This window comes from Bacillus sp. JJ1503 (assembly GCF_036965125.1).
In the GTDB taxonomy this organism is placed as follows: domain Bacteria; phylum Bacillota; class Bacilli; order Bacillales; family Cytobacillaceae; genus Cytobacillus.
On the sequence record NZ_JBALOZ010000179.1, the window covers coordinates 13,714 to 15,165 of the forward strand.

At 39.0% G+C, this 1,452-nt stretch carries 2 protein-coding genes; both read right to left on the minus strand.

Going from position 1 to position 1,452, the window contains the following annotated elements; all coding sequences use genetic code 11:
* Positions 1-131 precede the first annotated feature (131 nt).
* A complete protein-coding gene (locus V7149_RS14365) occupies positions 132-566 on the minus strand; it encodes a BrxA/BrxB family bacilliredoxin (RefSeq protein ID WP_335346302.1) in 435 nt (144 codons plus the stop codon).
* Positions 567-660: 94 nt separating this feature from the next.
* Positions 661-1,452: virulence factor (locus V7149_RS14370; RefSeq protein ID WP_335346303.1), on the minus strand; the 792-nt coding region annotated here is incomplete at its 5' end.

Consider the following 1,452-nt stretch of genomic DNA (forward strand, 5'->3'; position numbering starts at 1 on the left):
AATTCTTTTGCTATATTAATTGCGTAAGTAGTCATGTCTTCATTTGTTCTGCCAGCTGTTGTTATAATCATCTCACGTCACCTGTATCTAAAAAGAAAAGGACGTCATAAGACATCCTAGTCAATTCGTATTTAACAATTTGCTTCAAATGAAGCAAGAAGATTTTCCATAATTGTTTCCATTGAATGATCTTCAATATCATGACGGTGAATAAAATGAACCACTTCTTTTCCTTTTAATAAAGCCATTGATGGAGAAGATGGCTCGAATCCTTCGAAGTATTCTCTCATTTTCGCAGTCGCATCTTTTTCCTGGCCAGCAAAAACAGTTACTAAATGATCAGGTTTTTTCTCCGTTCTTAGCACTGCTTGAGTTGCTGCTGGACGAGCTAGGCCTGCTGCACAGCCGCAAACAGAGTTGACAACGACAAGTGTCGTTCCTTCTGCGTTTTCTACAAATTGTTCAACCTCTTCAACTGTCAATAATTCTTTGAAACCCGCCTGTACAAGCTCTTGTCTCATTGGTTTAACCATTTGTTTCATATATTCTTCATAAGCCATTGACATTTTTCACACATCTCCCGTTTGTCATTTTATATGGTTAGAATACTATAACCTATGCTCAATTTCAAAAATATTATCTGGATCGATAAAGATAAAGTTAATTCTTTCTGGCTTCCGTCATCTGCTTCCAAACAGAACCCTTCGCTTCTTCTCCTTGCTCGATTCTTTCGATAGCAAGTTTTATTTGCATACTTACCTCAAATTCCTGATCATTTTCAGCTGCTTTAAGTGCAGGAAGAGTTGATTCATCTCCAACCTCGTACAGAAACATGGCTGCACGCCAACGAACAAGCTTACTGCTATCCGTTAAGGCTTGCATCATTTCTAGCATGGCTTCTTTAAATCCTAAATCAGAAAGACAGTCACCTGCGGTTCTTCTTACAGTGACAGTTTTGTCTTTCAACGCTTTATAGAGCAGCGGAAGAACTTGTTTATCTTCAATCATTCCTAAATAAACGGTTGCTAATCTTCTAATAGAGGCCTTTTCATCATGTAAAGCTTTTTCCAATACTGGCAAATCAGAAATTTCGGGATCATCCATTTGCTCAAGCTTCTGGTAACGGATGCGCCAGTCTGGATCCTCTAAATCATTAAGATTAATTTTTATTAGATTGCGAACAAGCTTTTGATTGCTTTTTTCAGGATTTTTAGCTTGCTCAACAAACAGGTTAAGACGGCTATCCGGATAGGCTGCCATTAACTCTTCAACAACCTCTTTCCCTACTTGATCAAATTCACCGTAGCGTACTCCAACTTCCACCCATTTACGTACTAATACAACGTTATCCTCTTTTGACTGAGCTGCCGAAATAGCATTCATAAACACATCCGGCAGTCCAAAGCGCCTTTCTTCCGTTCCATCTGTCAGCTTCACTTGCATGGGGATCTC